A 25,546-nucleotide genomic window follows, 5' to 3' on the forward strand; every position below is an offset into this window, starting at 1 on the left:
TGTCCGGGAAGGGGGGTTCTTACGGAAGGGGTGCCGCGGTCCGGGTGCCGAGGGGGCCCCGGTAGGCGACGACGGGGTGGCCGAGGGCGTCGGTGGTGAGCGCGGCGTCGACCTCGAAGACCTCGGCGAGGCGGTCGGCGGTCAGGACCTCGGCGGGGGTGCCCCGGGCGACCAGGCGCCCGTGGTGCAGGAGCAGCAGCCGGTCGCAGTAGCGGGCGGCGAGCGACAGGTCGTGCAGCGCGACCAGGACCGTCCGGCCGGCCCCGGTCAGGAGCTCCATCAGCTCCAACTGGTGCCGGACGTCCAGGTGGTTGGTGGGTTCGTCGAGCAGCAGTCCGTACGGCTGCTGGGCGAGCGCGCGGGCGATGTGGGCGCGCTGCCGCTCGCCGCCCGACAGGGCCCGCCAGGAGCGGCCGGCGAGCGCGGTGAGCCCGACGCGGTCGAGGGCGGCGGCGACCACCGCCCGGTCGGTCGCGTCCGGCCCGCGCCAGCGGTCCCGGAAGGGGGTGCGGCCCAGGCCGACGACGTCGGCGACCCGCAGGTCGCTGTCGGCGGCCGCGTCCTGTTCGACGAAGGCGACGTGACGGGCGATCCGGCGCGCGCTCCAGTCCCGTACGGGCGCGCCGTCGTACCGGACCGTGCCGGTGTCGGGGGTCCGCAGGCCGGCCAGGCAGCGCAGCAGCGAGGACTTGCCGGAGCCGTTGGGGCCGAGGAGTCCGACGGTCTCCCCCGGCGCGACGTCCACGGTGACGTCGTGGACGATCCGGGTGCCCGCCACCGACCAGCTCAGCGCTTCGGCGGTGATCCTCACAGCTCACCCCGCCTGCGCAGGACGAGGAGGAAGAGCGGGACGCCCAGCAGGGCGGTGATCACGCCGACCGGGACCTCGCGGGGGGCGAAGGCGATCCGGGCGAGCGCGTCGGTCCACACCAGGAACACCGCGCCGGCGAGGGCCGCGTACGGCAGGAGCACCCGGTGCGTGGGGCCGACGAGGAACCGCACCCCGTGGGGGACGATCAGGCCGACGAAGCCGATGGCGCCGACGGTGGCCACGGCCACGGCGGTCAGGACGGCCGTGACGACGAGCAGCAGCAGGCGGGTGTGCCGGACGCCGATGCCGAGGGAGGCGGCGGTGTCGGCGCCGAACGCGAGGCCGTCGAGGGCGTTCGCGCACAGCCACGCGGCCACCAGGCCCAGCGGGGTGACGACGGCGCAGATCACGACGGTGTCCCAGCGGGCGGGCGCCATCGAGCCGAGCAGCCAGTGGGTGACGGCCCGGGTGGTGTCCGCGTCCGCCGAGGCCATCAGGACGAGCGAGGTCAGCGCGGCGAAGAGCTGGCCGACGACGACGCCGGTCAGGACGATGCGGACCGAGTCGAGTCCGGTGCGCCTCAGGAGCAGCAGGAGCAGTCCGAAGGAGAGCAGCGCCCCGAGGAGCGCGCCGCCGGTGATCCCGAGGGTGCCCGCGCCCACGCCGAGGACGATCACGGCGACGGCCCCGGTCGAGGCGCCCGAGGAGACGCCGAGCAGATAGGGGTCGGCGAGCGCGTTGCGGGTGACCGCCTGGAGGACCGTGCCGCAGACGGCGAGCGAGGCGCCGACGAGGGCGGCCATCAGGACGCGCGGCAGCCGCAGGTCCCAGACGAGGGAGTCGATCAGCGGGGGCAACGGCTCGACGTCCAGGCCGAGTCGGGTGCCGAGGGCGCGGGCGAGGCCGGACCACGCGACGTCCGCGGTGCCGATGCGCACGGCCGCCGCGACCGAGCCGGCGAGGACGCCTGCGGCGAGCAGGAAGAGGAGGAGGACCCGCGCGGGAGGAACGGGCGTGGTGGAGCCCGGAGAGGCGGGTCCGTTGGAGCCGGGAGGGACGGGAGCGGTGGAGCCCGGAGAGGCGGGTGCGATGGAGCCGGGAGGGACGGGAGCGGTGGAGCCCGGAGAGGCGGGTGCGATGGAGCCGGGAGGAACGGGAGCAGTGGAGCCCGGAGAGGCGGGTGCGTCGGAGGCCGGGGCGGGGCCGGGAGGGAGGGGCGCGAGGGGGCCCGGGGTGGGGCCGGGAGGCCCGTCCGTCGCTCCGTCCCCGGTCGCCTTCCACCCCCTGGCCGCCGGGAGCAGCAGGTCCGGCGGGGGCGTGAGGTCCTCCGGGGGCGGGGACTTCGGGGACGCCGGGCTCTCGCGGGTCGTCGGGTCAGCGGGCACGGCCGAGCTTCCCCATGCCGTCCGCGAGGAGTCCGAGGGTGTGCACGGAGCGCACCGAGGGGTCCAGTTCGATGCCCGGGACCTCGATGATCCTGTCGTCGCGGACGGCGGGCAGGCGGGAGATCACCGGGTGCCGGGTCATCGTGGCGCGCTTCTCGGCGGCGCTGTCGCCGGGCCGGCCGCGCTCGGAGAGGTCGCCGATCATGATGACGTCCGGGTCGCGCTTCGCGACCTCCTCCCAGGAGACCTCCGGCCAGTCCTCGGCGATGTCGTCGAAGGCGTTCTTCGCGCCGATGATCCGGCTCATCTCGCTGGGCAGGCTCGTCCCGCCCGCCACGTACGGCATGCCGTTGAAGACGGAGTAGAGGTAGACCACGGTGGGCCGGTCCCCCTCGCGGGGCGTCTTCGCGCCGGTCTTCGCGGCCGCGGCCACGGCGGCGCGCTGGCCGGCGGCGAGCCTCCCGGCGCGGTCCTCGACGCCGAAGACCCGGCCCAGGTTCTCGTAGTCGGAGAAGAGCAGTTCGAAGGGGGTCCGGCCGGCGGGGTTCCGCTCCGGGCAGTCGACGGCGCTGACGAAGGTGGGGACCTTCAGGGCGTCCAGCTCCTCGCGGGTGCCGGCCCGGTCCTCGGTGTAGAGGTCCGAGGAGCCGGCGACGACGAAGTCGGGGGTGGCGGCGCGCAGTTGTTCGCCGGTGGCGATCTTCGGCGCGATGACGGGGACCCGGGCGTAGGCGGCCCCGTACCGGGCGGGGATCTTCGTCTTGAGGTTGGCCGTGCCCGCCATCCGGTCCTGGAGGCCGAGTTCGAGCAGGGTCTCGGTCGAGGTCTGGTCGAGGGCGACGGCCCGGCTCGGGGGTCCGGAGAGGCTTATCGGGCGGCCGCAACTGGTCAGGGAGACCGTCTCGGCGGAGGCCCGGCCGGAGGGAGCGGCGCCCTTCCCCGGGCCGTCGACGGCCGCCGAGGAGCAGCCGGCGGTGGCGAGGACGAGGGTGAGGGCGATGCCGAGGCGGGCGGGGTGGCGCATGGGGTGGTCTCCGGTCTGGGAGGGCGGGCGTGGTGGCGCACCGGGCAGGAGTGCCGCGTTCGAAGGGTACTGTAATGGAAATCATTTCCAGTAACGACCCCCGGGCGGTTTCCCGAGCCGCCCTGCCGCCCCCGAGGAGCCTCCACGCCGTGACCACCACACCCACCCCCGCAGCGGCCAAGTCCCCCGTCCCGCCACCGCGTTCGGTCCTGCGCGAGCTCGCGTTCCTGCGCCTGTGGGCGGGCACCACCGCCTCCGGGCTCGCGACCTGGGCCCTGCCCTTCGTCCTCGGACTCGCCGTGCTCCACCGCGACCTCGGCGCCGCCGGCCTCGGGCTCGTCCTCGCCGCGCGCACTGCCGGGTTCCTCGTCGCCGTCGCCGTCGGCGGAGTCCTCGCGGACCGGCACTCGCGCCGCGCGGTCGTCCTCTGGTCGGCCCTCGCGGCGGCGTTCGCCGCGCCCCTCCTCGCCGCCGGACTCGGCCGCTCGCTCGTCCTGATGACGGCGGCGGCCGCGCTCGCGGGGGCCGGACAGGGCGCCTGCCGCCCGGCGTTCCAGGCGCTCACGGCCGAGACCGTGGACCCCGAACGGCGCCAACAGGCCAACGCGGCCATGACCCTGGCGGTGCGGAGCTCCACCCTCGCCGGGCCCGCCCTGACCGCGCTGCTCGCGGCCGTCCTCGACGTCCGGGCGCTGCTGCTCGGCATCGGCCTGCTGTGGCTGGTGGCCGCGCTCGTCCCGGGCGGGGGGGCGGCCACGGCGCCGCCGGTCGCCGAACCCGGTCGGCGCACGGGGTTCCGCGCCGAGTTCGCGGAGGGCATACGCGAGGCGCGCAGGCACCCCTGGTTCCTGGCCGGACTCGCCGCCCTCGTCGCGGTCGTCGCCCTCGGCTACTCGGCGACCAGCGTGGCCCTGCCCCTGATCAGCCGGGACCGCTACGGCACCACGTGGGTCCTGGCCTCGGCCATGACCGCGTACACCGTGGGCGCGCTCGCCGGGGCGCTGGTCGTCGCCCGGTGGCGGCCGCGCTCCCGGGGCTGGGCGGCCCTCGCGGGCCTGGCCGCGTACGGCTTCGCGCCGCTGAGCCTGATGCTGCCCGTGCACCCGGTCGCGGTCGTCGTCGCGTACGCCGTCGCCGGGATCGGCATCGAGCTGTTCAACGTGCCCTGGTTCACGGCCACTCAGCGGGAGGTGGCCCCGGACAAACTGGCCCGCGTCTCCTCGCTGGACTTCCTGGTCTCCTACGGCCTCGCGCCGGTCGGCCTCGCCCTGATCGCCCCGGCCGTCGGGGCGTTCGGCGCCGCTCCGGTGCTCGCCGTGTGCGCCGCCGCCTGCTTCCTCGTACCGGCCGGTGCGGCGCTCGTCCCCACCGCCCGCCACTTCTCCCGTACGGCTCCGAAGCCGGCGGACTGATCCCCCGTCACCGCACGCGCGGCGCGCCGGGAGGGACGCTCCCCTCCCGGCGCGTCCGTCAGCCGTTCCCGCCGGCCGCCACGGCCCCCTCGGCCGCGTCCTCCTCCGCCCCGGGCTCCGGCTCCCAGCGGAGCAGGTCGCCCGGCTGGCAGTCGAGGACCTCGCAGAGGGCGCCGAGGGTGGTGAAGCGCACCGCCTTGGCGCGCCCGTTCTTGAGCACGGCGAGGTTGGCCGGGGTGATGCCCACGCGTTCCGCGAGCTCGCCCACCGACATCTTGCGCCGGGCCAGCATCACGTCGACGTCCACGACGATCGGCATCAGATCACCTCGGCGAGCTCGGCCCGCATCCGCGTCGCCTCGGCCTCGCGCTCGACGGCCTGAGCGAGCAGCGTCCGCAGTACGAGCACGATCAGGGCCACGCCCAGGACCGCCAGGCTCGCCCCGCAGATCAGGAGCACGACGCCCGGGGCGACGGCCTCGCCGGGCGCGAGGAGCACGGCGAACGCGAACACCAGGGCGGCGCCCGCGGCGAAGGCGCCGGTGACGACGTCCACGTAGCGGAAGGCCGCGTGCGAGAACACCGTGCCGCGCCGCACCATCGTCACGAGCCGCCACACGCAGACCAGGACGGTCTGCGCCGTCAGCGCGCCCAGGACCAGGAGCACGAGCATCGGCGTGCGCAGGTGGGCGTACTCCGGCCGGAGCCCGTTCAGGTCGGCGGCCAGGAGCGGCACCATCACCGCCTCCACGAAGACCGAACCCGCGAGCAGTCCCACGAGCACGGCCCGCAGGGCGAGCACCGTCAGCTTCCCCATGACATCCCCTTCGATCGAAAACCGATAACAAGCTATCGATTTTCGATAGGTGTAGCAAGGGGGACGGTCCTCAGGGTTCGTGGCGGACGAGCAGGAGGGCGACGTCGTCGGTGCGGTGCGCGGGGTCCTTCACGTGCCGGATCAGGCCGTCCGCGAGGGCCTCGAGGTCCTCGGTCCGGGACCGCGAGAGACGGCCGGACAGCTCCGCCGTGGCCGTGCCGATGTCGACGCCGGGCGTCTCGACGAGGCCGTCGGTGTAGAGGGCGAGGACCGAACCGGGCTCCCAGGGCACCTCGGTGGTGGCGTACGCGACGTCCGGGGCGATCCCGAGGAGGAGGCCCGGCGGGGCCTCCAGGAGGCGGGTCCGGCCGTCGGGTCCGCGCAGGAGCGGCGGCGGATGGCCCGCCGTGGCGAGCCGCAGGCGGTGGCGGGCCGGGTCGAGTTCGACGATCAGGCAGCTGGTGAAGCGGTCCGGGTCCAGGTCGTTCAGGAGCCGGTTGGTGCGGTCGAGGACGTCGCCGGGGGACGCGCCGGCCGTCGCGTGCGCGTGGACGGCGGTGCGCACCTGCCCCATGAGGGCGGCGGCGTTCGGGTCGTGCCCCTGGACGTCGCCGATGACGGCGATGAAGGTGCCGGGCGCGGCGCGGATGAGGTCGTAGAAGTCGCCGCCCACGTCCATGCCGTGACCCGCCGGCAGGTAGCGGGCGGCGACCCCGACCCCCGGCAGCGGGACCAGGCCGTGCGGGAGCAGGCTGGTCTGGAGGCTGTGCGCGAGGGAGTGCTTGGCGTCGTAGAGCCGGGCCCGGGCGAGGGCCTGGGCGATGAGGCCCGCCAGGGAGGTGAGCATGGCCCGTTCGGCCGCCGGGAAGGGACGCGGCCGGGCGTACGAGAGGATCAGGGAGCCCACCGGGCGGCCGGAGGCGATCAGCGGCAGGAACGCCCAGGCGGAGCGGTCCTCGTAGCGCGGGGCGTGGGGGTGGGCGCGGTACAGGTCCTCGGGGCCGGTGAAGAAGACGGGGACGCCGGTGGCGAGGACCTGGGCATCGGCGACCGGCGCCGTCAGGGGCGTGCCGTCGTACCGGTCCACGAACTCCCGGCTGTAGCCGCGGTGGCCGATGATGCGCAGCCGCCCCTCGTCCACGCTCATCAGGACGAGGCCCTGCGGGCCGAAGGCGGGCACGATCTGGTCGGCGACGAGTTCGACGACGTCGCGGACGCCGGCCGCCTCCGCCAGGGTCGCCGCCATGTGCATGAGGTGGTAGACGGCCCCGGCGCCCACGGGCTCGGCGTGCCGAGGGGGCGGGGCCGGGCCCCTGGAGGGGACGGACATGTCGGAGGTCCCGTACGCCTCGGAGGTCCCGGAGGTCCCCGGCGGGGCCGTCGCACCCGCGCCGGGCTCCCTTCCGGCCCCCTCCCCCGCACCCGTCGCGGAGGGTCCCGCCACCAGGGTGATGTGGACGCTGATGCCGGTGGCGTCCGGGTACAGCTCGAACAGCAGACAGGTCGCCGGCTGCCGCACGACGGTGAACGACACCGGCTGGCGGGCGACCACCGCCGCGCGGTAGCGGTCCTCGAAGAGGGGGTCGTTCAGCCAGAGCAGCACCTCCCACGGGCGCTTGCCGAGCAGTGCCGCCGCGCCCGCCTGGAGCAGCTCCGCGGCGGCGGTGTTGAGGAAGGTGAGGCGTCCGTCGAGGTCCAGGGCGCAGCACCCGAAGGGGAGGCGTTCGGCGAAGTGGAGGGCGGACCTGGCCAGGACGGGATCGGACTCCGGGGGCCGGGCCGGGTGCACGACGCGCGGCTCGGAGGGGTACGACGCCGATCCCCGCTCGGCCGCCCGGCGCAGCAGGCCGGCCGCCCGGAGGCCGCAGGCGTCGAGCGCCCCGCGCTCGCGCTCGTCGAGCCGGGGCGGGTGCCAGACCGGCCACAGCAGGACGATCCCGCCCCACACGGCGGTGTCGTCGGCGATCGGGGCGGCGGCGAGGAGGAAGTCGTACGGCAGCACGATCCCCAGGCGCGGGTAGCGGCGGGCCATCTCCTCCTGGCCGCCGAGCCAGACGAGGCTCCGGTCGCGCATGGCGTCGACCACCGGGATCGGCGCGTCGGCCGGGATGCGGACCCAGGGGGCGGCGATCTCCTGGGAGACGCCCGACACCAGCGCCAGGCGCAGCATGCTCTCCCCCGGGACCCGGAGGTAGACGAGGCCGACCGAGGCCCCGGCGTCGCGCATCACGTCGGCGAGGACGGCGTCCAACCGCCCCGAGCCGAAGACGTCCTCGGCGTCCGCGGGCTCTCCCATATCCGGACCCTACGCCGGGCCCGTCCGGGACGCTCGACGGGACCGGCCCACCGGTGGACCGCGGCGGGCGAGCCCCACGGAAGCTCAACTTAGGTTAGGCTCAGCTAAGTCCCGATCGAAGGGTGAGGGGGGTGCGGACCCATCCGCTTTTCGCGTTCTTCCCGAAGAGCGCGAACGATTCCACGGCGACGGCACGGAACGGCGGCGCGGACCGGGCCACGGACGGCGGCGCGGCCGGTGGTCCGTCCCGCCGCGGAGCCCGTCCGCCGGGCCGGGGCGCCCGGGGCCGGGCCGCTTCGCGCGGTCCCCGTCCGACCGGGCGCCGCGAGACGTTCGCCGGGACGCACGACCGGGGGCCCGTGCCGGCAACCCCGCGCCCCCACCCTGGGACGGCGTTCCGCGGCCCCCTCCCCGGGGCGACGCCCCCCACACGTACGGAGAGAGACGGAAGAACATGACCGTAAGGGTCGCGGTGGCCGGTGCGAGCGGCTACGCGGGCGGGGAGCTCCTCCGCCTGCTGCTGTCGCATCCCGGCGTGGAGATCGGCGCGGTGACCGCGCACAGCAGCGCGGGCCGGACGCTCGGCTCCGTACAGCCGCAGCTGGCCGAGCTCGCGGACCGGGTCCTCGACGAGACCTCGGCGGCCGCCCTGCGCGGCCACGACGTGGTCTTCCTGGCCCTGCCGCACGGGCGGTCGGCCGCGTACGCGCGGGAGTTGGACCCCGGCACGCTGATCGTGGACTGCGGGGCGGACTTCCGTCTGCGCGACCCGGCGGCCTGGGAGCGCTTCTACGGCTCCGCGCACGCCGGGACCTGGCCGTACGGCCTCCCGGAACTCCCGGGCGCCCGGGAGGCGTTGAAGGGCGCCACCCGGATCGCCGTGCCCGGTTGCTACCCCACGGCGGTCACGCTCGCGCTCTTCCCCGCGCACGCGGCCCGGCTCGTGGAGCCGGAGGTCGTGGTCGTCGCGGCCAGCGGGACCTCGGGCGCCGGACGGGCCCTCAAGCCGCACCTCCTCGGCGCCGAGGTGATGGGCTCCATGACCCCGTACGGGGTCGGCGGCGGCCACCGGCACACCCCCGAACTCGTCCAGAACCTCTCCGGGGCGGCCGGTGAGCGCGTCACCGTCTCCTTCACCCCGACGCTCGCCCCCATGCCCCGGGGCATCCTCGCCACCTGCTCGGCGCGGCTGCGCCCCGAGGCGCTCGCGGCGGGCCCCGAGGCGGTGCGCGAGGCGTACGCGTCCGCCTACGCCGACGAGCCGTTCGTCCGGCTGCTGCCGCCCGGGCAGTGGCCCTCGACGGCCGCCGTCCTCGGCTCCAACACGGTCCAGGTGCAGATCGCCGTGGACCCGGACGCCGGCCGGCTGATCTGCGTGAGCGCCGTCGACAACCTGACGAAGGGCACCGCGGGTGGCGCGGTGCAGAGCATGAATGTCGCCCTCGGCCTGCCGGAACGGCTGGGCCTGCCCACGAATGGAGTCACTCCGTGAGCGACGCACGCACAGCCACCGGTCCGCAGACGACGAAACCCGCACCTCTGCGCTGTACGGGCGGAGATGGGGGCGCCTCCCAGGCGTCAGCTCTGGGGGAGAACGGAGAAGCACAGTGAGTGTGACCGCTGCACAGGGGTTCCTCGCCTGCGGCATCGCCGCCGGCATCAAGGAGTCCGGTGACCGCGATCTGGCCCTGGTGGTGAACCGGGGGCCGTCGCGCGCCGCCGCCGGCGTCTTCACCTCCAACCGCGTCCAGGCCGCGCCCGTGCGCTGGACCCGGCGCGCCCTGGCCGACGGCCGGATATCGGCCGTCGTCCTCAACTCCGGCGGCGCCAACGCCTGTACGGGACAGGCCGGCGCCGTCGACGCGCGTCTGACGGCCGAGCGGACGGCGGGCGCCGTGGACGTGGACCCGCACGAGGTCGCGGTGTGCTCCACCGGTCTGATCGGCGTGCGGCTGCCGATGGACCGCGTCACCGCGGGCATCGCCGCCGCCGGCGGGCTGCTCTCCCCCGACGGCGGCGAGGACGCGGCCGTCGCGATCAGGACGACGGACTCGGTCCACAAGACCGCCGCGGTGACCCGGGACGGCTGGACGGTCGGCGGCATGGCGAAGGGCGCGGGCATGCTCGCCCCGGGGCTCGCGACCATGCTGGTCGTCCTCACCACCGACGCCGACGTGGACGCGGAGGCGCTGGACGGGGCGCTCCGCGCGGCGGTGCGCACCACCTTCGACCGGGTGGACTCGGACGGCTGCATGTCCACCAACGACACCGTCCTGCTCCTCGCCTCGGGCGCCTCCGGGACCGTCCCCGACCCGGAGGCCTTCGCCGGGGCCGTGCACGCGGTCTGCCTGGACCTGGCCGGGCAGCTCGTGGCGGACGCCGAGGGCGCCTCCAAGGAGATCGAGGTGCACGTCGTCGGCGCGGCCTCCGAGGAGGACGCCGTCGAGGTGGGCCGGTCCATCGCCCGCAACAACCTCCTCAAGTGCGCCCTGCACGGCGAGGACCCCAACTGGGGCCGGGTGCTCTCCGCCATCGGCACCACGTCCGCCGTCTTCGACCCGGACCGGCTCGACGTGGCGATCAACGGCGTCTGGGTGTGCCGGGACGGCGCGGCGGGCGAGTCCCGGGACGAGGTCGACCTGTCGGACCGGCGGATCACGATCACCGCCGACCTGCGCTCCGGCGACGCGTCGGCGGTCCTCTGGACCAACGACCTGACGGCCGAGTACGTCCACGAGAACAGCGCGTACAGCTCATGAGCGGGCCCGGGACGACACGGACGGGGACGCTCCCCCACGCGCGGCCGGGCGACGCCCCGGCCGGAACGGCCGCCCCGGCCACCGCCGCCGCCGCCTCGGCCACCGCCACCGCCGCCGCTTCGGCCGCTCCGGCCGCCTCGGCCGCCGACGCGGTCACCGCCGCCGCCGACCTGCCCTGGGCCGAGGAGCTCAGGGGCCGGACGATCGTCGTCAAGTTCGGCGGCAACGCCATGGTGGACCCGGCGCTGCACCGGACCTTCGCGCAGGACGTCGTGGAGCTGTGGCACGCGGGGCTGCGGCCGGTCGTCGTGCACGGCGGCGGACCGCAGATCAGCGCCATGCTCGACCGCCTCGACCTGGAGGTCCGCTTCGAGGCGGGCCTGCGGGTGACCACGCCCGAGACCATGGACGTGGTCCGCATGGTGCTGACCGGGCAGGTGCAGCGGGAGCTGGTCGGCGCCCTCAACGCCCACGGCCCCTTCGCCGTGGGCCTGTCGGGCGAGGACGCGCACACCATGACCGCCGTGCGGCGACCCGCGTGGGTGGACGGCAGGCCCGTGGACATCGGCCTCGTCGGCGAGGTCGTGGCCGTGGAGACCGCCGCCGTGCGCGCCCTCCTGGAGGCGGGCCGCATCCCCGTCGTCTCGCCCGTCGCGCGGGGCGCGGACGGGGAGGTCTACAACGTCAACGCCGACCTCGCGGCCTCCGCGCTCGCCGTGGCCCTCGGCGCGGACCGGCTCGTGGTCCTCACCGACGTCGAGGGCCTCTACGCGGACTGGCCCCGCAGCACCGAGGTCGTCGCCCGGCTGACGGCCGGTGAACTGGACGCGCTGCTCCCGGGCCTGGCGAGCGGCATGCTCCCGAAGATGGAGGGCTGCCTCCGGGCGGTCCGGGCGGGCGTCCGCGCGGCCCGGGTCGTCGACGGCCGGGTGCCGCACGCGCTCCTCGGCGGCGTCTTCGCCGCGGACGGTCCGGGCACCACCGTGGTCCCCGACCCCGACCCCGACCCCGACCCCGAACCGGAAACCGCCCCCGTACCCGCTCCCCCGTCCGAGGAGGACGACGCGTGACCGCCGCCGACAGCACCAGGACGCTCACGGACCGCTGGCGCGCGGTCATGATGGACACGTACGGCACTCCCCCGCTGGCCCTGGTCCGGGGCGAGGGCAGCACCGTCGAGGACGAGTCGGGCCGTACGTACACCGACTTCACCGGCGGGATCGCGGTCAACACCCTGGGCCACGCCCACCCGGCCGTCGTCGCGGCCGTCCGGGAGCAGGTCGGGCGGCTCGGCCACGTGTCGAACCTGTTCGTCGCCGAGCCGCCCGTCGCCCTGGCCGAGGAGCTGCTCCGGCTCTTCGGCAGGCGGGGCGGGGTCTTCTTCGCGAACTCGGGCGCGGAGGCGCTGGAAGCGGCCTTCAAGATCGCCCGCCGGACGGGCCGCCCGCACGTGGTCGCCGCCGAGGGCGGGTTCCACGGGCGCACCATGGGCGCCCTCGCCCTGACCGGTCAGCCGGCGAAGCGCGAGCCGTTCCTGCCGCTGCCCGACGGGGTGACGCACGTCCCGTTCGGGGACGTCGGGGCGCTGCGCGCGGCCGTCACGGAGGAGACCGCGGCGGTCGTCCTCGAACCGGTGCAGGGCGAGGGCGGGGTCGTGCCCGCGCCCGAGGGGTACCTGCGGGCAGCGCGGGAGATCACCCGGGCGACCGGCACGCTGCTCGTCCTGGACGAGGTGCAGACCGGCATCGGCCGGACCGGCCACTGGTTCGCGCACCAGGCGGACCGGGACGTGGACCCCGACGTGGTCGCCCTCGCCAAGGGGCTCGGCGGCGGGCTCCCGATCGGCGTCACGGTGGCCTTCGGCCCGGCGGCCGGGCTCCTCGGCCCCGGCCAGCACGGCTCCACCTTCGGCGGCAACCCGATCGCGTGCGCGGCCGGGCTCGCCGTCCTGCGGACCGTCGAGGCCGAGGGGCTGCTCGCCCGGACCGTACGGGCGGGCGAGCGGCTGCGCCGGGGGATCGAGGAGCTGGGGCACCCCCGTGTCGCCGGGGTGCGGGGCGCCGGCCTCCTCCTGGGCGTCGTCCTCACCGAGCCGCGGGCCGTCCCGGTCCAGCGGGCGGCCCAGGACGCCGGCTTCCTGGTCAACGCGGCGGGCCCGGCCACCGTACGGCTCGCTCCCGCCCTCACGGTGACGGACGAGCAGATCGACGGTCTCGTGGGGGCGCTGGCGAAGGCACTGGACGCCTGAGCGCGACGGAAGGGCGGGCCCGGAGCCGTACAGGCGCTCCGGGCCCGCCCTTCGTCGTGCCGAGGCACTGTTCAGCGACCTTTTCCTTTGGGAGGTAAACACCTGGGCGCGAGAAGGCCCGATCGGAGCCCGCGATCCCCTTCGGCCATGGCGCGTCGCCCCCTCTTGCGCGGCCTTCGATCACGATCCGCCACGGGCGCACGAGGCTGCCGCCACGCGCTGGAATCCCCCTTCCCACCTGCGTTCTCCTGCCGGCCGGGCCGCTTTGCCGCACCTCGGCACCCCCTTACGGCCATGACCGCCGAGAACCGTCACACCCTTCCTGAAAGGAACCTTCCGGCTGATTTACGAGCCAAAACGATCAATAAGCGTGTCCAGAAAGGCACTTGGTGACACCTCTCACAAGCCGAGGAGCTTGTGTTTACCGCCGTAGGCGTGAGGTAGACGGCCCCTCGCAGCGCCGACCGGTCATTACGGGATCAGGTCGATCATTTTCCTGAATGGGGAGAACATGCCGAACGGGATACTCCGGGTGGCCGGTCACGTGCCGTCCCGAGTGGTGGACAACCACAGGATCAGCGACTGGGCGGGGACCGACGAGGACTGGATCGAGGAGCGCACCGGCATCCGCGAACGCCGGTACGCGGACCGCGAGTCGGCGACGTCGGACCTCGCCGCGGCCGCGGCGTCCCGGTTATGGGAGACGCCGTACGAACCCCACGACGTCGACGCCCTGATCGTCGCGACCACGACCCCCGACCAGCCCCAGCCGGCCACCGCCGTCTTCGTCCAGGAACGGCTCGGCCTCGGCGCCGTGCCCGCCTTCGACCTGAACGCCGTCTGCTCCGGCTTCCTGTACGCCCTGGACGTGGCGGACTCGCTGCTGTGCGCCCACGACGCGTGGCGCAACGTCCTGGTGATCGGAGCGGACACCTACTCGACGATCATGGACCGGACGGACCGCAGGACCGTCAGCCTCTTCGGAGACGGGGCGGGGGCCGTGCTGGTGGGGCGCGTCCCCGACGGGTACGGCATCCACGCCAGCTCCCTGCTCGCGGACGGGACGACCACCGACCACGTACGGGTCGAGGGCGGCGGCTCGCGGCGGCCGGCCGCCACCCTCCGGGACCCCGGCGCCCACCACTTCCGCATGAACGGCCGGGCGGTCAAGGACTGGGCCGTCCAGCACGTGCCCAAGGCCGTGCACCAGGCGCTGGACGAGTCCGGCGTGGGCCTCGGCGACATCGACCGCGCCGTCTTCCACCAGGGCAACCTGCGGCTGGTGCACACCCTCGCCGACACCCTGGGCATCGACTCCCGCAAGGTCGCGGTCACCGCCGACCGCTACGGCAACACCGCCGCCGCCTCCATCCCGCTCACCCTCAGCGAGAGCCACCGCGCCGCGCCCCTGCACCGGGGCGAGCGCGTCCTGATGGCCTCCGTCGGCGGCGGCATGACGGCCGCGGCCTCCGTCATGACCTGGTACTGAGCCCCGTCCGGCCGCACCGCCGCACGCCGCCCCCGCGTCCACCCCTCACGCAGTCAGGAGACACCCATGCTTCCCACCGTCAGCCACGGCAACGGCGTCCGCGTCTACGACACCGAAGGCCGGGAGTACCTCGACGGCTGCTCCGGAGCGATCAACACCAACCTCGGCCACGGGCTCCCCGAGATCACCTCCCGCATGCACCGGCAGATCGACGCCATCAGCTTCGCCTACCGGACCCAGTTCACCTCCGAGCCGCTGGAACGGCTCTCCGCGCTGCTGACGGAGCTCGCCCCGGGCACCCTCGGCAACCCGGTGTACTGCAACTCGGGCTCCGAGGCCGTCGAGGCCGCCCTGCGCCTGGCGACCCTGTTCCACTCCCGGGCCCACCGGCCCTTCAAGTGCGCGGTGCTGACCGAGGAGCCCAGCTACCACGGGATGACCGCCGGCGCGCTCGGCGCCTCCGGGCACCCGGCGCGCAAGGACGGCCTCACCCCGCTCCTCGCGAACCAGGCCACCGTCGCCAAGGTGCGCCCCCGGCAGGGCGACATGCGCGCGGACGTCGAGCAGTGGGAGCGGGCGGTCGAGGAGATCGGGCCGCAGAACCTGGCCGCGGTGATCGTCGAGCCCGTCGGCGGCGCGTCCTCCGGAGCCGTACCGTGCGACCTCGCCGTCCTCAGGAGGCTGCGGGAGCTCGCCGATCAGCACGGCTTCCTGCTGATCGCCGACGAGGTCATGACCGGACTCGGCAGGACCGGCACGTGGTTCGGCTGCGACCACGCCGGGATCGTCCCCGACGTGATGGTGCTCGGAAAGGGCGTGACCGCCGGATACGCGCCGCTGTCCGCCGTCCTGGTCCGCGACGAGGTCGCCGCCGCCTTCGAACAGCCTCTGGGATCGGTGGTGTTCGGGCACACGATGGCCGGCGCGCCGCTCGCCGCCGCCGCCGGCCTGGCGACCGTGGAGTACCTGAAGGAGCACGACGTCCCCGCCCTCGCCGCCCGGTCCGGCCGCCACCTGCGCACCCTCCTGGAGGGCCTCGTCGACCGCCACGCCGTGGTGCGCGACGTCCGCGGCCGCGGCCTGCAGCTCGCCCTCGGCCTGCACGCCACCCCCGGGCGGTCCCCCGGGACCGCCCACGACCTGGTCCTGACGGCGCGCGACCACGGACTGCTGCTGTACCCCGCCGGGGTCAACGCCCTGACGGAGTCCGTGATGGTGGCGCCGCCGCTGAACAGCACGGAGGCCGAGCTGGAGGAGCTGGCGGTCCGTCTGGACCACAGCCTCACCGCCCTCACCCCGGCGCCCGCCGCCCGGGCCGGCGAACTCGCCGCCGCCCGCTGACCCGCCCCTCCGTAAAGAAAGCCCCTCCTTACCGAAAGCCCCTTCGCACCGAAAGGCAGACCATGCTCCAGCACTTCACCGATCCGGCCCTGCGCACGCGGTACGCGGACCTCGCCGCCGCCACCGTCGCCAAGCGCGCCGACGACTGCAGGGCCGAGCGCGTCCTGGACCGGGAGTCCTGGCAGGAGGTGAGCGACGCCGGCATATGGCGGCTGGCCGTGGACCGGGAGTGGGGCGGCGACGGCGGCACCTGGTGGGACTTCACGGCGGCCTTCGAGGGCGTCGCGGCGGGCGGCCGCGACCTCGGCTTCTCCCTGTCCATGGTGGCGCAGGCGGGCCTGATCCGTTCCCTGCTCACCTACGGCAGCGACGACCAGAAGGGCTACTGGCTGCCCCGGCTGCTCTCCGGGGAGGTCGGGGCCACCGCGCTGACGGAGACCACCGGCGGTTCCGACGTCACCCGGATCAGGACGGCCGCCGTCCGCGACGGCGACGCCTACCGCCTGAACGGGCACAAGGACCACATCACCAACGGTCCCGTCGCCGACGTGGCCCTCGTCCTGGGCCGCGTGCCCGAGCAGGGCGCCCGGGACATCACCCTCTTCATGGTCGACCTCCACGCCGAGGGCGTCAGCCAGGGCCCCGTGGAGCGGATGATCGGCAACCACACCAGCCCGACCGGACCCATCGCCTTCGACGACGTGCGGGTCGACGCCCGGAACCTCGTCGGCGAGATCGGCGCGGGCATCGAGGCGATCTACAACACCATCGCCCTCGACCGGCTGCTGTACGGGGTCCTCGCCGCGGCCTACCTCGACCCCCACCTGGACGAGGTGCTCGCGTACGCGCGCCGCCGCCAGGCGTTCAAGCAGCCGATCGCGGACCACCAGTACGTGCAGGGCCGGATCACCGACGCCAAGTTCGCCATCGAGGCGGCCCGGTACGTGTCCTACGGCGCCCTGGACGCCCTGCTCAGCGGCGACCCGCAGGCGTCCCTGCTGTGCTCCACCGCCAAGTACCACGCCGGCGAGACCCTCCGGCTCGGCACCGAGACCGCCCTGCGCGTCTACGGCCACCTCGGCTACATGGACGGCCCCGCCGCGCACGCCCTCCAGGACGCCCTGGGCACCCTCATCGCCGGCGGCACCGCGGAGATGCAGCGCAAGAACGTCTTCAACCAGATGCGGGCCCTCGCACCGGCCTCCTGACCCCTGCGCCGCCCGAAGCCCCTTCGCCACCCGACCGAAAGGCAGTCATGTCCGACACCACCACGTCACCGCGTCCCGTGCTCGACTCCCTCATCGGCGCCTCGGCCACCCGCCACCACGTGGTCGGGCCCCGCGACTCCGCCACCGCGTGGGAGAACGACGTGGACGTCCTCGCGACCCCCGTGCTGCTGTGGCTCGGCGAGGTCACCGCCATGGACGTCCTGCGGGAGGAGATCACCGCGCCCTGGATGACCCTGGGCCTGAACCACGACTCCGCGCACGTGGCGCCGACGCCCGTCGGCGAGGAGATCACCGTCACCGCCACGCTGACCGAGGTCGACGGCAAGATCCTCACCTTCGCCGTGGAGGCGCGGGACAGCCGTGCCGTCATCCTCCGCGGCGTGCACGGACGGGCCGTGGTCAACCGCGACGCGTTCGAGAAGAAGCTCGCCGAACGCGCCTGACCCCACCGCCCCGAGGGGGCCGCGTGCGGCGCGGCCCCCTCGGGGCGGGACCCGTGCCGGAACTCGTACCGGAACCCGTGCCAGAACTCGTGCGAAAGGACCTCCCGTGCCCCAACTCGTCGTCGGCAACGTCACGAGCGAGTACATGTTCGCCAGCCCGCTCACCTCGTTCGGGCCCAGGGGAACCCTCAAGCAGCACGCCGTCTCCACCCGTACGGCCTGGCTGCTCGAGGACGGCGACGCGATGCTCGCGCACCGGCGGCCGACGCCCGACTTCCGGGACTACCTCGTCTCGTCGCTCGGCCTCGACCCCGCCGCCCCGACCTTCTTCACCCCCGACGGGCCGGACGAGGGCACCTTCCTCGACGCGCGCACCGCCCTGGCCGAACCGCTGGTGGAGCGGCTGCGGGAGAGCGTGCGTCCGGACTGGACGCTGACGCCCTACCTGTACGACCGGACCGTCGCCGAGCTCGCGGGCCGGCTCGGTCTGCGCGGGACGGACTCCGCCTTCTTCGCCCAGGGCGGCAGCGACTTCTTCAACAGCAAGTCCTTCTTCCGGGCCTGGTCGACCGGCACGGGCGTCCCGGTGGCCCGGGGAGAGGTCTGCCGCAGCCGGGGGGCCACCGCACGGGCCGTGCGCGAACTGCTGCACCACACCGGCAGCGTGATCGTGAAACAGGACTTCAGCGCCAGTGGATACGGCAACGTCCTGTTCACCGTCGACGCCGGGGTCCCCTCCATCGGGGCCTCCGCGAAGCACGTCGTCGGCCCGCTCTCCGGCCTCCGCGAGATCGAGGCGGCGCTCGCCGACTCCTTCCCCGTCGTGGAGGAGGTCCGCGACTTCCCCACGGGCCTGCGCCCGAGCGAGGCCGTCGTCGAGGTCTACCACCCCCACAGCCGCACCCTCTACAGCGAGCTGTTCCTCCCCGACCCGCCCGGTGAGCCCGTCCTCCTGGACCACGGCGACATGCGCATGGAGCCGGTCTGGAACGGCTTCGCCATCCCCCCGGTGGCCCTGGACCCCGCGGCGGAACGGCGGATGCTGGACGCGTCGCTGGCCATGGCGCGGACGATCCGGGACCTCGGCTACCGCGGCTACCTGAACTGCGACTCCATCGTCACTCCCGAGGGCGAGGTCCTGTTCAACGAGGTGAACGCGCGCGTGGGCGGCTGCACCCACGTGCACGCGGCGGCCCGGCGGCTCCTCGGCGACGACTACCTGGACGGCTACACGGTGCTCACCCGCAACGACCTGCCGGTGCGGGACTTCGCCAAGCTCGCCCTGGCCGTCGGGCGCGCCCCCCGGCTGAACCCGGACGGGGAGAGCGGCGCCGTGGTGCTCGTCGACGACAGCCCCTACACCCACACGGTGGAGTACCTGGTCTACGACCGCGAGCCCGGGGCGGCCGAGGAGACGGAACGCCTGCTGCGGCACGTCGCCTCGACCCTCTGAACAGCCGTCTCCACGTCGCGGGGCGGGGGCGCCGGCCGGGCCGGTGCCCTCACCCCGCCTCTGCGTCGGCCGTCCGCCGCTTCTGCGTCTCGCGCATCCGCTTGACCTTGGCGATGCTGCCGCACGCCCGGCCGTTCTCGCCCGCGTACATGCTGCACCAGGTCCGCGTGTTGTTCCGCGACTGGTCGTAGAAGACCCACCGGCAGTCCGGGCAGGCCCTGAGCCGGCGCCAGCGCTCGGCGAGCACCAGACCGGCCGCCTGGCGCAGGACGGCGTCGACCGGGGCGGCCGGTCCTTCGAGCCGCAGTTCCCCCTCGCCGATGCGCACCGTCTGCGGTCGCCGGGCGAGCCACTCGTCCAGCCTCCGCGTGCCGTGCTCGTCCACGTCGGCCCGCAGGTCGTCACGGAGCCGGAGCAGGTCGGCCAGTTCGTCGGCGCGCGGACGCGGCAGGCGGGGCAGCTCCCGCGCCCAGTCGTCCGGGGACGCGGCGAGGTCCGGCAGGTTCTCCGTCTCCTGCCGTGTGTCGTTGGGGATCACCCAGGTGTTGAGGAAGGACCTCATGTCCTCCACCTGCGGTCCGGCCACCGTCGTTCCCGTGCTCTTTCCCATGCGTAAATAATAGTCGGTAAACAAGTTTTGACACCCGGGCAAGCGGTTACCGGTAAAAACTATGAGTGGTAACACAGCGCCGGTCGCGCGGCCCACCCCGACCTACCGTGATGTCCTGTGCCGCGAGGGCGGCACCGCCTGGTACGTCGCCATGGGGCTGATCCGAACCCCTGTCGCCATGGCTCCCCTGGCCCTGGTCTTCCTGGGCCACAGCACGGGATCGTTCTCCGCGGGCGGCGTCCTCGCCGCCTCGCACGCGCTCGGCGAGGCGGTCGGAGCCCCCTTCATGGGACGCGGCTTCGACCGGCGCCCCTTCCTGGGGCAGCTCCGCTTCGCCCTGCTCGCCGAGGCGCTCGTCTTCGCCGCCGTCGCCGTCCTGGCGGGGCACACTCCCCTGGTCCTCCTGGTGGCCCTGGCCTTCGCCGCCGGAGCGGTGGCGGCGGGCGTCCCCGGCGGCATGCGCGCGCAGCTGTCCGGGACCACCCCGGAGCACCTCCGGCACACCGCGCTGGGGCTGGAGAGCGCGCTGAACCAGGCCGTCTGGGCCGCCGGTCCGGTGCTGGCCTCGCTGGTGTCCACCCAGGTGTCGCCGCGGATCGCGCTCCTCCTGATGGCCGTGGTCTCGGCGGCCCCCCTGGCCTTCGCCGGACGCATCCGGCACGCCGCTCCCGACGCCCGGGAGGACGCCCCCGAGCCCGCGGGGACGCTGAGCGTCGTGAGGATGGCCTGGCCCACCGTCCTGCTCGCCGCGGCCATCATGTTCCTGGTCGGCGCGATGGACGTGGCCCTGCCGGCCCGTCTGGAGTCGACGGGCCAGCAGCTGGCGCTGACCGGCGTCATCACGGGGGCGTTCGCCCTGGCGAGCATCGCCGCCGGACTGGTCTACGGGCGGCGCACCTGGCCGGGCTCCCCCGGGACGCAGACCCTCTTCCTGCTGCCGGCCATGACCGCGGTGCTGACGCTGTGCGCCGTCACCGGCCGGCTCTGGGCGTTCTTCGCCGCGTTCCTGCTCGGCGGCCTCTTCTACAGCCCGCTCATGATCATCCGGAACCTGGCCCTGCAGAACCGCCTCCCGCAGAACGTGTGGGCCACGGGCTTCTCCCTCCTGTACGCGGCGGGCGGCCTCGGCTACGGGGCTGCCGCCCTTCTGACGGCCGGCCTCGTCAAGGCCACCACCCCGGTCGTCACCATCGTCGTCTGTACGGCGCTGACCACGGTGATCGGCCTGGTGGCGGGCATCGGAGAACGCCGGGGGGCCGCGCCGGGCGGCACCTCGAAGGAGGAGGGCGCGCGGGACGACGCGACGGTCCGGTAGGAGACGAGCGCTCCGGCGCCGCTCGCGTGCCGGGCGGCGCGGCCGGGAGTCACGGCTTCCTCCCCGCCGTCGCCTCGCGTCCGTCCACGAAGGTCGCCACGACCTCGATGTCCCCGATCCGGGAGGGATCTACGGCGTGCGGGGCGTCGCCGAGGACGACGAGGTCGGCGCGCTTGCCCGGGCTCAGGGTCCCCGCGCTGTCGTCCCACCGGCAGGCGTGGGCGCCGGCGACCGTGTAGGCGTACAGGGCCTCGTCGACGGTGATCGCCTCCTCGGGGCCGATCGGGCGGCCGGAGAGGGAGGCGCGCTCGACCATGAACTGGATCGCCCGCAGCGGCGATCCGTCGGTGACGGGCCGGTCGGAGCTGCCGACGAGCGGGACGCCGTGGTCGAGGAAGCCGCGTCCCCGGTACATCCAGGGCGCCCGGCGCGGGCCCATGACCGCGGCGTAGTCGTCGCCGAAGTACCGCAGGAAGTTGGGCTGGACGACGGCGCTGAGGCCGAGCCGGGCGAAGCGCGGGAGCTGGTCGGGCCGGATCAGACCGGCGTGCTCGATCCGGTGGCGGGCGTCGGGACGGGGCCTCAGCTCCTGGGCGCGCTCCAGGGCGTCCAGGGCGAGGTCGGCGGCGCGGTCCCCGATGGCGTGGACGGCGAGCTGCCAGCCGGCGAGGTGTCCGTCCACGATGAGGGAGGCGAGGTGCTCGGGGTCGGCCTGGAGCTGCCCGGTGCCGTCCGTGCCCTCGTACGGCTCGGTGAGGGCGGCCGTGCGGGCCATCATGCCGCCGTCGGTGTAGATCTTGAGGGCGCCTACGGAGAGCCAGTCGTCGCCGAAGCCGGTGCGCAGGCCGAGGTCGAGGCCGCGGGGGATGCCGTCCCGCTCGTGGGCACCGAGCGGCTTGAGGGTGTCGGCGCCCGGCATGAGCTGGACGCGCAGGGGCAGCCGCCCCCGGTCGCGCAGGAGTTGGTAGGCGCCCAGCTCGGCGGGGCTGTGGCCGAGGAGTCCGCCGCCGATGCCGGCCTCGGCGCAGGCGGTGACGCCCTCGGCGAGGCAGGCGCGGCCGGCGTGCTCGATGGCGTCGGCCAGCTCCTCCTGGGCGTACGGGAGGCGGAGCCGGCGCACGGCGCCCATCGCGCTCTCCACGAGGAGGCCGGCGTCGTGGGGGACGTCGGCGGGGAGCAGGTCGAGGACGGCGCTGTTGACGACGCAGGCGTGGCCGGAGGTGTGCATGAGGAAGATCCGGTGGCCCGCGGCGACCCGGTCGAGGTCGGCGGCGGTCAGGTGCCGGCCGAGGGCCCGCTGGTCGTAGCCGCCGACGTGGATCCACGCGCCGGGCGCGGCCGTGCGGGCGACCGCGTCCGCGACGACGGCGAGGGCGTCCTCGATCCGCTCGACGCCGGCGAGGCTCGGCGAGGCCGCCTTCAGGCCGGTCCACGCCAGGTGCACGTGGCTGTCGATGAAGCCGGGCAGCACGGTGGCGCCCTGGAGGTCGACGACCTCGCGCGCGGGTAGGCCGCTCACGGCCTCGTCGAGACCGACGATCCGGCCGTGCCAGACGCCCAGGTCGTGGGCGACCGGGTGGTCGGGGTCCATGGTGAGGAAGCGCGCGTTGGTGAGTCGGGTGCACAGCATCATGGGCGGGTCCCGTCCCTGGGGTGGCTTCGAGGGGTCGCGAGGGGCCTCAAAGGGCCTTGGTGAGCACCGTGCCGTCGGTGTCCTCCGCGTCGTACCGCCGGGGCGCGGCGGGCACCATGAGCGGGGTGCCGGTCTCGGGGTCGTCGATGATCCGGCAGGGGAGTCCGAAGACGTCCTCGACCAGTTCGGCGGTCATGACGGCGGCCGGGTCGCCCTGGGCGGCGATGACGCCGCCGGGGCGCATGACGACGAGGTGGGTGGCGTAGCGGCAGGCCTGGTTGAGGTCGTGCAGGACGGCCACGACGGTGTGTCCCTTGCGGGCGTGGAGTTCGGCGCACAGGTCGAGGACCTCGACCTGGTGGGCGATGTCGAGGTAGGTGGTGGGCTCGTCGAGGAGCAGGACGGAGGTCTGCTGCGCCAGGACCATGGAGAGCCAGACGCGCTGGCGCTGGCCGCCGCTGAGGTCGTCGACGGGCCGGTCGGCGAGGTCGAGGACGCCGGTCTGGCGCATGGCCTCGGTGACGGCCGTCTCGTCCTCGGCGGACCACTGCTTCAGGAGCCGCTGGTGCGGGTAGCGGCCGCGGGCGACGAGGTCGCCGACGGTGATGCCGCCGGGCGCGCTGGAGGACTGCGGGAGCAGGCCGAGGCGGCGGGCGACCTCGCGGGAGCGGTACGAGGAGATGGCCGCGCCGTCGAGGTAGACCTGTCCGGCCTTGGGGGTGAGCATCCGCGCGAGGGCCGAGAGGAGGGTGGACTTGCCGCAGGCGTTGGGTCCGATGATGACCGTGAAGGAGTGGTCGGGGATGTCGACGCTGAGGGACGTGGCCACCGTCCGGCGGTCGTAGGAGAGCGTGAGGTCCTCGGCGCGCAGCCGGGGCCCGGGGTGATTCGTTGCGGTCATGCGCGGCTCTTTCGCGACTCGGTGATCAGCAGCCAGATGAGGTAGGTCCCGCCGAGGGCGCCGGTCGCCGTGCCGACGGGGAGGAGCGCGGGCGCGAAGGCCCGCTGGACGGCGAGGTCGCTCAGGGCGAGCAGGAGGGCGCCCATGAGGGCGGAGGGCAGCAGGGCGGGCGCGGGCGACCCGGTGAGCCGGCGCACCACCTGGGGGGCGGCCAGGGCGATGAACCAGATGGGGCCGGTGACGGCGGTGGCGAAGGCGGCGAGGGCGACGCCGACGACGAGGAGCGCCGTACGGGTGCGCCGGACGTTCACGCCGAGCGCGGTGGCGGTGAGGTCGCCCATCTCCACCATGGCGAGGCGGCGGGAGAGGAGGAGGGCCGGGGGCAGCAGGACGGCGAGGGCGAGGCCGATGGCGTTGGCGTGCGTCCAGGTCCGGTTGCCGAGGCTGCCGATCAGCCACGCCTGGGCCTCCAGGGCCTCCTGGAAGGTGGCCCGGGTGATCAGGTACGAGTTGACGGCGAGGAGCAGGGCGCTGACGCCGACGCCGATGACGACGAGCCGGAACCCCTGGAGTCCGCGGCCGATCATGAGGAGGTGGACGGCGAGGGCGGTGGCGAGGCCGCCGGCCAGGGCGCCGAGGGCGATCTGGGTCATGCTGCCGTGCAGGAGGACGATGACGACGAGGGCGCCGACGGCCGAGCCGTTGGTGAAGCCGATGATGTCGGGGCTGCCGAGGGAGTTGCGGGTGAGGCTCTGCAGGATCGCCCCGCTCACGGCGAGGGCCGCGCCGACGAACACCGCGGTCAGGACGCGGGGCAGGCGGAGGGTGTTGACGACGAAGTCGGCGGCCCCGGAGTCGTTGCCGGTGAGGGCGCGGAGGACCTCTCCGACGGTGAGCGGGAAGTCCCCGGTGGTGAGGGTGGTGCCGACGACGAGCACGAGGGCGGCGAGCAGCAGGGCGGTGACGGCGACGGTGCGGCCCCGCACGCGCAGGGAGACGGCGCCGCGGCCGACGCGGACGACCCGGCCGCCGACGACGCGGGGCGCCGGGGCCTTCGCCTCTCGTACGGGAACGCTCACAGCATGACCAGCTTCCGTCGGCGGCAGAGCGCGATGAACAGGGGGGCGCCGATGAACGCGGTGACGATGCCGACCTGGACCTCGCCGGGGGCGCCGAGGACGCGGCCGAGGACGTCCGACCCGATGAGCAGGACGGGCGCGAGGAGCGTCGCGTACGTGAGGACCCAGCGCTGGTCGGGGCCGACGACGAAGCGGGCGATGTGCGGCACGGCCAGGCCCACGAAGCCGATCGGTCCGGCGGCGGCGGTGGCGGCCCCGCACAGCAGCATCACGGCGAGGGCGGCGAGGAGTCGGGTGCGGCCGACGTTCACGCCGAGGGCGCGGCCCACCTGGTCGCCCATGGCGAGGGCGTTGAGGGAGGGCGCGAGGAGGAGCGCGACGACCAGGCCGGTGGCGACGAACGGCAGGATCAGGAGGACGACGTCCTGGTAGCGGCCGGCGAGGGAGCCCACCGTCCAGAAGCGGAACTGGTCGAAGGCCTCCGGGTCGAACAGCAGCACGCCCCAGTTGAAGGCGTACAGGACGGCGGTGACGGCCGCGCCGGCGACGACGAGCCGGTCGGGGGTGGCGAGCTTCCGGCCGGAGGAGCCGAGGAGGTGGACGCCGACCGACGCGGCGGCGGCCCCGGCGAGGGCGAACCAGACGTAGCCGAGGGGCGAGGCCACGCCCAGGAAGGCGATGGCCACGACGACGCCGGCGGAGGCGCCCAGGTTGACGCCGAGCAGTCCGGGGTCGGCGAGCGGATTGCGCGTCAGGGCCTGCATGAGCGCGCCCGACAGGCCGAGCGCCACGCCGACCAGGAGGCCGAGGAGGGTGCGGGGGACGCGGTAGTCGTGGACGATGACGGAGGCCTCGGAGCCGTCGGGGTGCCACAGCAGGTCCCAGGTGGAGGCGAAGGGGATCCCCCGGGTGCCCACCCAGACGCTGAGCAGGCAGACGAGGAGCAGCGCCCCGAGCGTCACGAGGAGGCCCAGGCCGCGCAGGGCGACGGTGGCCGGGCGCACGGGGGGCGCGGTGGGCCCGTCGGGGCCGCCGGTCCTGCCTCCGGACGCCGTCTGGATTTCGACGGACAACGGCCACTCCCCCTGACGGCGGTTCGCGCCCCCGTCCGGCCGTGGGCCCAAGGCGGATGCGCCGCACGTGACTTGACGTGCCGAACAGGTCAACTTAGGTGAGCCTAACCGCATCGCCCCGACGGGTCAACGCGACCTCCGGACCGGCGGGAGCGCGCGCACCCCCGGCACCCTGCGACGTCTCGCCGACCCCCTTGGCAGCCCCCCTCATTAAGCTAGCCTTACCTAA

Annotated in this window: 22 protein-coding genes; 11 read left to right on the forward strand and 11 right to left on the reverse strand. The window is 74.6% G+C overall.

The features are described 5' to 3' along the window. Positions 1–19: 19 nt before the first annotated feature. The 3 genes from ACIP5O_RS09415 to ACIP5O_RS09425 all read right to left on the reverse strand — a co-directional run bounded on the left by ACIP5O_RS09415 (position 20) and on the right by ACIP5O_RS09425 (position 3,220). A complete protein-coding gene (locus tag ACIP5O_RS09415) occupies positions 20–811 on the reverse strand; it encodes an ABC transporter ATP-binding protein (protein ID WP_401290574.1) in 792 nt (263 codons plus the stop codon). After that, the gene (locus tag ACIP5O_RS09420; RefSeq protein WP_401290968.1) at positions 808–1,791 is read right to left on the reverse strand and encodes a FecCD family ABC transporter permease; all 984 of its coding nucleotides are present in this window, start codon (positions 1,789–1,791) and stop codon (positions 808–810) included. Before ACIP5O_RS09420 ends, ACIP5O_RS09415 begins: the two co-directional genes overlap by 4 nt. Positions 1,792–2,185: 394 nt before the next feature. After that, positions 2,186–3,220, reverse strand: a complete 1,035-nt coding sequence (locus ACIP5O_RS09425) for an ABC transporter substrate-binding protein (RefSeq protein WP_401290577.1) — start codon at positions 3,218–3,220, stop codon at positions 2,186–2,188. Positions 3,221–3,447: 227 nt separating this feature from the next. Between ACIP5O_RS09425 and ACIP5O_RS09430 the strand changes: the two genes are divergently transcribed. Then, positions 3,448–4,632 (forward strand): MFS transporter, encoded by a 1,185-nt coding sequence (locus ACIP5O_RS09430; RefSeq protein ID WP_401290971.1) that lies wholly within the window; start codon positions 3,448–3,450, stop codon positions 4,630–4,632. A gap of 58 nt (positions 4,633–4,690) precedes the next feature. Here the strand turns inward: ACIP5O_RS09430 and ACIP5O_RS09435 are convergent, their stop codons facing one another. The 3 genes from ACIP5O_RS09435 to ACIP5O_RS09445 all read right to left on the reverse strand — a co-directional run bounded on the left by ACIP5O_RS09435 (position 4,691) and on the right by ACIP5O_RS09445 (position 7,744). Then, complete coding sequence (locus ACIP5O_RS09435) at positions 4,691–4,951, reverse strand: helix-turn-helix domain-containing protein (protein ID WP_401290580.1); 261 nt, start codon at positions 4,949–4,951, stop codon at positions 4,691–4,693. Further along, positions 4,951–5,448: a DUF2975 domain-containing protein gene (locus ACIP5O_RS09440; protein WP_401290583.1), complete on the reverse strand. Its 498-nt coding sequence runs from the start codon at positions 5,446–5,448 to the stop codon at positions 4,951–4,953. Before ACIP5O_RS09440 ends, ACIP5O_RS09435 begins: the two co-directional genes overlap by 1 nt. Before the next feature lie 70 nt (positions 5,449–5,518). Then, positions 5,519–7,744 (reverse strand): PP2C family protein-serine/threonine phosphatase, encoded by a 2,226-nt coding sequence (locus tag ACIP5O_RS09445; RefSeq protein ID WP_401290586.1) that lies wholly within the window; start codon positions 7,742–7,744, stop codon positions 5,519–5,521. A 454-nt stretch (positions 7,745–8,198) separates the two neighbouring features. Here ACIP5O_RS09445 and argC point away from each other — a divergent pair, with 454 nt between their 5' ends. From argC to ACIP5O_RS09490, 9 genes are all read left to right on the forward strand, one after another. Further along, on the forward strand, positions 8,199–9,236 hold the full coding sequence (gene argC, locus ACIP5O_RS09450; protein ID WP_401290589.1) for an N-acetyl-gamma-glutamyl-phosphate reductase: 1,038 nt from the start codon (positions 8,199–8,201) through the stop codon (positions 9,234–9,236). Between the two features lie 115 nt (positions 9,237–9,351). Next, on the forward strand, positions 9,352–10,503 hold the full coding sequence (argJ, locus tag ACIP5O_RS09455) for a bifunctional glutamate N-acetyltransferase/amino-acid acetyltransferase ArgJ (RefSeq protein WP_401290592.1): 1,152 nt from the start codon (positions 9,352–9,354) through the stop codon (positions 10,501–10,503). A gap of 230 nt (positions 10,504–10,733) precedes the next feature. Beyond that, on the forward strand, positions 10,734–11,573 hold the full coding sequence (argB, locus tag ACIP5O_RS09460) for an acetylglutamate kinase (RefSeq protein WP_401290974.1): 840 nt from the start codon (positions 10,734–10,736) through the stop codon (positions 11,571–11,573). A gap of 47 nt (positions 11,574–11,620) precedes the next feature. Beyond that, positions 11,621–12,751 carry an acetylornithine transaminase gene (locus ACIP5O_RS09465; protein WP_401290976.1) on the forward strand — a complete coding sequence of 377 codons (1,131 nt, stop codon included), beginning with the start codon at positions 11,621–11,623 and terminating at the stop codon, positions 12,749–12,751. Between the two features lie 511 nt (positions 12,752–13,262). Beyond that, the gene (locus ACIP5O_RS09470; protein WP_401290594.1) at positions 13,263–14,240 is read left to right on the forward strand and encodes a 3-oxoacyl-ACP synthase III family protein; all 978 of its coding nucleotides are present in this window, start codon (positions 13,263–13,265) and stop codon (positions 14,238–14,240) included. A gap of 66 nt (positions 14,241–14,306) precedes the next feature. After that, positions 14,307–15,581 carry an aminotransferase class III-fold pyridoxal phosphate-dependent enzyme gene (locus tag ACIP5O_RS09475; protein WP_401290597.1) on the forward strand — a complete coding sequence of 425 codons (1,275 nt, stop codon included), beginning with the start codon at positions 14,307–14,309 and terminating at the stop codon, positions 15,579–15,581. Between the two features lie 62 nt (positions 15,582–15,643). Beyond that, a complete protein-coding gene (locus ACIP5O_RS09480) occupies positions 15,644–16,789 on the forward strand; it encodes an acyl-CoA dehydrogenase family protein (protein ID WP_401290600.1) in 1,146 nt (381 codons plus the stop codon). 47 nt (positions 16,790–16,836) lie between these two features. Beyond that, entirely contained in the window at positions 16,837–17,253 is a 417-nt protein-coding gene (locus ACIP5O_RS09485; RefSeq protein WP_401290602.1) for a thioesterase family protein, read from the forward strand. Positions 17,254–17,359: 106 nt separating this feature from the next. Continuing rightward, a complete protein-coding gene (locus ACIP5O_RS09490; protein WP_401290605.1) occupies positions 17,360–18,706 on the forward strand; it encodes a hypothetical protein in 1,347 nt (448 codons plus the stop codon). Positions 18,707–18,755: 49 nt separating this feature from the next. On the opposite strand, the gene ACIP5O_RS09495 is transcribed toward ACIP5O_RS09490, so the two are convergent. Further along, complete coding sequence (locus ACIP5O_RS09495; RefSeq protein WP_401290607.1) at positions 18,756–19,316, reverse strand: CGNR zinc finger domain-containing protein; 561 nt, start codon at positions 19,314–19,316, stop codon at positions 18,756–18,758. Between the two features lie 61 nt (positions 19,317–19,377). On the opposite strand from ACIP5O_RS09495, the gene ACIP5O_RS09500 reads away from it, so the two are divergent. Then, positions 19,378–20,631 (forward strand): MFS transporter, encoded by a 1,254-nt coding sequence (locus tag ACIP5O_RS09500; protein WP_401290609.1) that lies wholly within the window; start codon positions 19,378–19,380, stop codon positions 20,629–20,631. A gap of 49 nt (positions 20,632–20,680) precedes the next feature. Here the strand turns inward: ACIP5O_RS09500 and ACIP5O_RS09505 are convergent, their stop codons facing one another. From ACIP5O_RS09505 to ACIP5O_RS09520, 4 genes are read right to left on the reverse strand one after another with little or no spacing between them, the layout of a single operon-like run. Next, positions 20,681–22,261: an amidohydrolase gene (locus ACIP5O_RS09505; RefSeq protein ID WP_401290979.1), complete on the reverse strand. Its 1,581-nt coding sequence runs from the start codon at positions 22,259–22,261 to the stop codon at positions 20,681–20,683. 49 nt (positions 22,262–22,310) lie between these two features. Next, complete coding sequence (locus ACIP5O_RS09510) at positions 22,311–23,165, reverse strand: ABC transporter ATP-binding protein (protein WP_401290611.1); 855 nt, start codon at positions 23,163–23,165, stop codon at positions 22,311–22,313. Continuing rightward, positions 23,162–24,244 (reverse strand): FecCD family ABC transporter permease, encoded by a 1,083-nt coding sequence (locus tag ACIP5O_RS09515; RefSeq protein ID WP_401290614.1) that lies wholly within the window; start codon positions 24,242–24,244, stop codon positions 23,162–23,164. Before ACIP5O_RS09515 ends, ACIP5O_RS09510 begins: the two co-directional genes overlap by 4 nt. Beyond that, positions 24,241–25,317 (reverse strand): FecCD family ABC transporter permease, encoded by a 1,077-nt coding sequence (locus ACIP5O_RS09520; protein ID WP_401290616.1) that lies wholly within the window; start codon positions 25,315–25,317, stop codon positions 24,241–24,243. Before ACIP5O_RS09520 ends, ACIP5O_RS09515 begins: the two co-directional genes overlap by 4 nt. Positions 25,318–25,546: the final 229 nt, after the last annotated feature.

This window comes from Streptomyces sp. NPDC088915 (assembly GCF_044749825.1).
GTDB lineage: Bacteria > Actinomycetota > Actinomycetes > Streptomycetales > Streptomycetaceae > Streptomyces.